This window comes from Actinomyces bouchesdurhonensis, from assembly GCF_900128465.1.
Lineage (GTDB): Bacteria > Actinomycetota > Actinomycetes > Actinomycetales > Actinomycetaceae > Pauljensenia > Pauljensenia bouchesdurhonensis.
The window spans coordinates 1-6406 of the sequence record NZ_LT635862.1; the positions used below are offsets into that span (position 1 = coordinate 1).

Below are 6406 nucleotides of genomic sequence, written 5' to 3' on the forward strand. Positions count from 1 at the left end.
CGCTGACCCCACGCCGCACGGCGGTGACGTCGCCGGACCGATCGCGCGAGCGGTCCTGGAAGCGGGGCTGAAGTGAGTGTCCAACGAATGACCTCCGGGGCCGGGCGCGTACTCGGTGGCCGCTACACGCTCCTCACTCCCATCGCCCAGGGCGGCATGGGCGAAGTGTGGAAGGCGCGCGACCGCGTCAGCGGCCATATCGTCGCCGCGAAGGTCCTACGCCCGGAGCTTGCAGGCGAGGAGCTCTCGCTCTCCCGCCTGCGCTTGGAAGCCCGCAACTCGATGTCTATCTCTCATCCGAACATTGCGAACACGCAGGACTCGGGTCAAGAAGACGGCATCGGCTGGATCATTATGGAGCTTGTCGACGGTTACCCTCTGACGGACTACCTGCGGGGCGGCTCGCGCATTGAACCTGAATACCTGATGCCCATCCTCATCCAGGTTGCGATGGCCCTCGGCGCAGCAGCCCGGGCCGGTGTCGTGCACCGCGACATCAAGCCCGCGAACATCCTCGTCCGGCCCGACGGCATGGTGAAGCTGACCGATTTTGGTATTTCCCGCGCGAGAGACCAGGTTAATCTCACCGCCGCCGGCATGGTCATGGGCACCGCCCAGTACCTGCCGCCCGAACAGGCCATGGGCGAGATCGCGACACCGACCGGTGACCTCTACGCCCTCGGCGTCATCGCCTACGAGGCCGCGGCCGGTCGCCGCCCTTTCACGGGCGAAACCCAGGTCGACATTGCGTTCGCGCACGTCAACGACCCTGTTCCACCCCTGCCGGACTTCGTCCCCGAGCCGCTCGCTGACGTCATCTTGCACCTCCTGGAAAAGGATCCCGCCAAACGCCCCGAATCCGGTTCCGCCGCCGTCCGTGAGATCGCCGCAGCCGCCAAGGCGATGGGCATCTCCGTCACGCCCCGCCCGCTGCCGCTACCCAAGGCCGCGCAGCGTCCCACCGAAGTGCGCACCCCCGTCCAGCCTTCCGTGCCAATCCCCGCCCGACACGACCGCCGTCGCCCTGGCTGCCGCCCTCCACGCCGACGTGTGCGAAATCTACACGGACGTCGACGGCCTCTTCTCCGCCGACCCGCGCATCGTCCCTAAGGCCCATCGCCTGCGCACCCTCACCCAGGAAGAGACACTGGAAATGGCCGCGCACGGCGCCAAGATCCTCCACCTGCGGGCCGTCGAATTCGCCCGCCGCTACGGGGTTCCCCTGCACGTGCGCTCCTCGTTCTCCGAAAAGAACGGCACCTGGATCTCTGACTCCCCCGCAAACCCCGAACTCAAGGGCCTCGTGCCCGACGCCGCCTTGAAGTCCCCAGAGGAAAACGCCATGGAAAAGCCCGTCATCTCCGGTATCGCTCACGACCGCTCCCAGGACAAGATCACCGTCACCGGCGTGCCGAACAGTCCCGGCGTCGCCGCCCGAGTCTTTGCTGTCGTCGCCGAGGTCGGTGCCAACATCGACATGATCGTCCAGAACCTGCCGATCTCCGACCCCACGAAGGCCAACATCACGTTCACCCTGCCCGACGGTGACGCGCAAAAAGCCCTCGACGCGCTGGAAGCACACCACGACGAGATCGGTTTCGACGAGCTGCGCTACAACCCGAACATTGGCAAGCTCAGCCTCGTCGGCGTCGGCATGCGCACCAACCCCGGTGTTTCCGCGCGCCTTTTCTCTGCCCTGTCCGACGCGGGCATCAACATCGACCTGATCTCCACCTCCGAGATCCGCATCTCCGTCGTCACCCGCCTCGACGACCTTGACCGCGCCGTGAAGGCCGTCCACACGGCCTTTGGCCTGGACGCATCCGAAACCGAGGCCGTCGTCTACGGTGGCACAGGCCGCTGATCGTTCATCGACGAGGCCCGGGCTGCTTCCGCTGTTTCCGCGCGGTTTCGACTTTCCCGGGTTTGGTGGCGGGCCTCGTTCCCATAGATTTCACCCAGCGTTCGCCCCGTCGTATGGGCGCGCGCACCAACACAAGGAGAACACCATGAGTGGTTTTAATGTTGCCGTCGTCGGCGCCACCGGCCAGGTCGGCCGAGTCATGCGCACCTTGCTGGAGGAGCGGGGTTTCCCGGTTGAGACGATTCGTTTCTTCTCGTCCGCGCGCTCGGCGGGTTCGACCTTGCCGTGGAAGGGACAGGACGTCGTCGTCGAGGATGTAGCGACGGCCGACTACTCGGGCATTGACATTGCGGTGTTCTCCGCGGGCGCCACGGCGTCGCGCGAGTACGCCCCCAAGTTCGCGGCCGCCGGCGCGGTCGTCGTCGACAACTCCTCCGCGTGGCGTAAGGACCTTCAGGTGCCGCTCGTCGTGTCCGAGGTCAACCCCGACGATGTCGATAACCGTCCCAAGGGCATCATCGCGAACCCCAACTGCACGACCATGGCTGCCATGCCCGTCCTCAAGCCTCTCGTGGACGCTGCGGGTGGTCTGACGCGTCTCTTCGTGTCCTCCTACCAGGCCGTCTCCGGGTCGGGTCGCGCGGGCGTCGCCGAGCTGACCGGCCAGATCGAGGCCGGTGCTGCTCAAGACCTGGCAGCGCTGGCCCTGGATGGCCGCGCCGTCACCCTGCCCGAGCCCGGCGTCTACGTTGCGCCCATCGCCTTCGACGTCGTGCCGCTCGCCGGCTCGATCGTAGACGACGGAAGCGAGGAGACTGACGAGGAGCAGAAGCTGCGCAACGAGTCGCGCCGCATCCTGCATATCCCCGACCTGGCCGTGTCTGGCACGTGCGTGCGCGTCCCCGTGTACACGGGCCACACACTGACCATTCACGCCGAGTTCGCCGGCGACATCACGCCCGACCAGGCGCGCGCCCTGCTGGCGAACGCCCCTGGCGTGCGCGTCGTGGACGTGCCGACCCCGCTCGAGGCCGCCGGCCGCGACGAGGTCCTCGTGGGCCGCATCCGCCAGGATCAGGCGGTCGACGGCAAGCGTGGCCTCATCCTGGTCGTCTCTGGTGACAACCTGCGCAAGGGCGCCGCCCTGAATGCGGTCCAGGTCGCCAAGGTCGTGGCCGCTCGACTGCGCTGAGTGGCTGGCCGCTCGACGGTGTCGAGTACGAACTAGTTGCGTGAACGCGCGGCGGCCCTGGCGGGCTGCCGCGCGTTTGCGTTGCGTGGTTGCTTGTGGTGCTTGTTGCCTCGCTGGTGTTCCGGGCGCCGTCGGGTAGGCCGCTGTGTGTGCTGGTGGCCTGCTCGCCGTCCGCGCAGCGAGCTTCGCTCGGCGCGTCGTCTCGAAGCCCGGCCTGGCCGCTGTGTGTGCTGGTGGGCGGTGCCCTACCCGCGTATGTTGCTCGTGGTGCCGCTGCTGTTGCGGGCGCCGTCGGGCCCGGCCTCCCGCGAGATCGCCACACGCTTTGCTATCGCTCGGAGTGGTTGATCTCGAAGCCTGCCCTGGTCCTCCGGATCCTACGGCGCCCTCCATACCAGTGGGGCTTGTGTCGCTGATCGGTGGCTTGGTGCCGTGTTTCGAAGCCTGGCCAGGCCCCGCCGCCGTCTCAGAAATTTCGCACGTAATTCCCCTGGGACTATTTCAGGATTTGAATTGTGATCGTTGGAATTGCAACGTTTTCGGACTTTGTTGAAACTTCGCTCAATCGAATTACGTGCGAGATTCTAGGTTCTAGTGGTGGTTGCAACGGATCTTGGTGAAGGAGTTCGTTGTGGCTGGTGTTGGTCGTGTTTTTNGGCCGCTGTGTGTGCTGGTGGCCTGCTCGCCGTCCGCGCAGCGAGCTTCGCTCGGCGCGTCGTCTCGAAGCCCGGCCTGGCCGCTGTGTGTGCTGGTGGGCGGTGCCCTACCCGCGTATGTTGCTCGTGGTGCCGCTGCTGTTGCGGGCGCCGTCGGGCCCGGCCTCCCGCGAGATCGCCACACGCTTTGCTATCGCTCGGAGTGGTTGATCTCGAAGCCTGCCCTGGTCCTCCGGATCCTACGGCGCCCTCCATACCAGTGGGGCTTGTGTCGCTGATCGGTGGCTTGGTGCCGTGTTTCGAAGCCTGGCCAGGCCCCGCCGCCGTCTCAGAAATTTCGCACGTAATTCCCCTGGGACTATTTCAGGATTTGAATTGTGATCGTTGGAATTGCAACGTTTTCGGACTTTGTTGAAACTTCGCTCAATCGAATTACGTGCGAGATTCTAGGTTCTAGTGGTGGTTGCAACGGATCTTGGTGAAGGAGTTCGTTGTGGCTGGTGTTGGTCGTGTTTTTCAGGGGGTTGAGTACCCCTCCCGTCGTGAGGCGTGTCAGGCTCGGCATCGGGAGTATGTCCGGGCTCTTGCTGACGGTTTGAAGTCTGATCGTTGCTATTCTGCGGATTCTGCGTTGGTGTGGGGTCGGGCTGAATTGGAATTGCATGCGGAATTATGGGACGGGGTCTCCTTTTCGCGATCGCGTTTGTTCCTCGGGGGCATTGCACTACTTGGGCGGACAGTGCACTGCTTAGTTGCCAGTGCGATGCAGTGCTATCTGGTGCATTTGGGGTTAGGCTTGTGTTGTTGACACTTCGTTAAGCGGGTGTGTGTGCCTGCGGAAAGTGAGGTGCCTGTTATGGGAACTCGTCGTCGTTTTACACCGGAGTATCGTCGTGATGTGGCGAGTCTGGTGTTGGCACGGCCTCGCCCGCGCCATCCCCGCCGCCGGGGAACCAATCATCTGGTGGGACGCAGACGTCCCGTACGCCGCGCTGGTGGCCACGCGCGGCCCCCACAACGACGTGACAAAACTTCCGAAAGGACACTCATGACCACCCCCGAAATGTTCGTTCTCGCCATCGACCAGGGCACCACCTCGACTCGTGCGATCATCTTCAACCACGCCGGCGAGATCGTCGCGGTCGGCCAGCAGGAGTTCACCCAGATCTTCCCGAATCCGGGCTGGGTTGAGCACAACCCCATCGAAATTTGGGACACCACTCGCACCGTCGTCGCCGAGGCTCTGCAGAAGGCAGAGATCAACCGCCATCAGCTGGCCGCCATCGGCATCACCAATCAGCGTGAAACCACTGTCGTATGGGACAAAAACACCGGCGAACCCGTCTACAACGCGATCGTCTGGCAGGACATGCGTACCTCCGACATCGTCAAGGAACTCGAGGGCGACGAGGGTCCGGATCGCTTCCGTCAGATCTGCGGCTTGGGTTTGTCCCCCTACTTCTCCGGCTCGAAGATCAAGTGGATCTTGGATAACGTCGAGGGCGCTCGCGAGCGCGCCGAGGCCGGCGACCTGTACTTCGGCAACACCGACTCCTGGGTCCTGTGGAACCTGACGGGCGGCATCAACGGCGGCGTGCACTGCACGGACGTCACCAACGCCTCGCGCACCATGCTCATGGACATCCGCACCCTTCAGTGGCGCGAGGACGTCTGCGAGATCTTTGGCATCCCGATGTCGATGCTCCCCGAGATCAAGTCCTCCTCCGAGATCTACGGCTACGGCCGCAAGAACGGCCTCCTCGTTGACACTCCGATCGCCGGCATCCTCGGCGACCAGCAGGCAGCCACCTTCGGCCAGGCCTGCTTCGAGAAGGGCATGGCGAAGAACACCTACGGCACCGGCTGCTTCATGCTTATGAACACCGGCACGGAGCCCGTCTTCTCCGACAACGGTCTGCTCACGACCGTGGCCTACAAGCTGGGCGATCAGCCGGCCGTCTACGCGCTCGAGGGCTCGATCGCCGTGGCCGGTTCGCTCGTGCAGTGGCTGCGCGACAACCTGGGCATGATCGTCAAGTCCTCTGACATTGGCGCGCTGGCCTCCACGGTCGAGGACAACGGTGGCGTGTACTTCGTCCCCGCATTCTCCGGCCTGTTCGCCCCCTACTGGCGTTCGGACGCGCGCGGCGCGATCGTGGGCCTGACCCGCTTCGTCAACAAGGGCCACATTGCCCGCGCCGTCGAGGAGTCGACCGCGTTCCAGAGCGCCGAGGTCCTCGACGCGATGAACGCCGATTCGGGCGTGCCGCTCAAGGAGCTCAAGGTTGACGGCGGCATGACGCACGACGACCTGGTCATGCAGTTCCAGGCCGACCTGTGTGGCGTGGACGTCGTCCGCCCGAAGGTTATTGAGACGACCGCCCTGGGTGCCGCCTACGCGGCCGGCATGGCGGTTGGCTACTGGGAGAGCACCGACGATGTCGTCGCCAACTGGCAGGAAGGCAAGCGCTGGAAGCCCACCATGGAGTCCGCCGAGCGCGACCGCACTTACCGCCTGTGGAAGAAGGCTGTCACCCGCACCCTGGATTGGGTGGATGACGACGTGTTGTGATCACGTGCCTGACGTAGGGACGAGGCCGGGGCTGCGCGAGCGGTCCCGGCCTCGCCGTGTGAGGGGCGGTGAGGGGCTAGAAGGATTCGGTGTGGACGCGCCCGCCCGCGTCGCGGATGAGG

General features: G+C 64.8%; 3 protein-coding genes and 1 pseudogene. All 4 read left to right on the top strand.

Annotated features, from left to right (window positions below):
* The first annotated feature begins 156 nt into the window (after nucleotides 1-156).
* The 4 genes and pseudogenes from BQ7477_RS00005 to glpK all read left to right on the top strand — a co-directional run bounded on the left by BQ7477_RS00005 (nucleotide 157) and on the right by glpK (nucleotide 6284).
* Nucleotides 157-1110 carry a serine/threonine-protein kinase gene (locus BQ7477_RS00005; RefSeq protein WP_420884425.1) on the top strand — a complete coding sequence of 318 codons (954 nt, stop codon included), beginning with the start codon at nucleotides 157-159 and terminating at the stop codon, nucleotides 1108-1110.
* A pseudogene (locus BQ7477_RS00010) lies at nucleotides 1007-1864 on the top strand (aspartate kinase); the annotation flags it as partial. The gene BQ7477_RS00005 and the pseudogene BQ7477_RS00010, both read left to right, overlap by 104 nt.
* 145 nt (nucleotides 1865-2009) lie before the next feature.
* Nucleotides 2010-3056: an aspartate-semialdehyde dehydrogenase gene (locus tag BQ7477_RS00015; RefSeq protein ID WP_073982336.1), complete on the top strand. Its 1047-nt coding sequence runs from the start codon at nucleotides 2010-2012 to the stop codon at nucleotides 3054-3056.
* A 1704-nt stretch (nucleotides 3057-4760) separates the two neighbouring features.
* A complete protein-coding gene (gene glpK, locus BQ7477_RS00020) occupies nucleotides 4761-6284 on the top strand; it encodes a glycerol kinase GlpK (RefSeq protein WP_073982337.1) in 1524 nt (507 codons plus the stop codon).
* Nucleotides 6285-6406 lie beyond the last annotated feature (122 nt).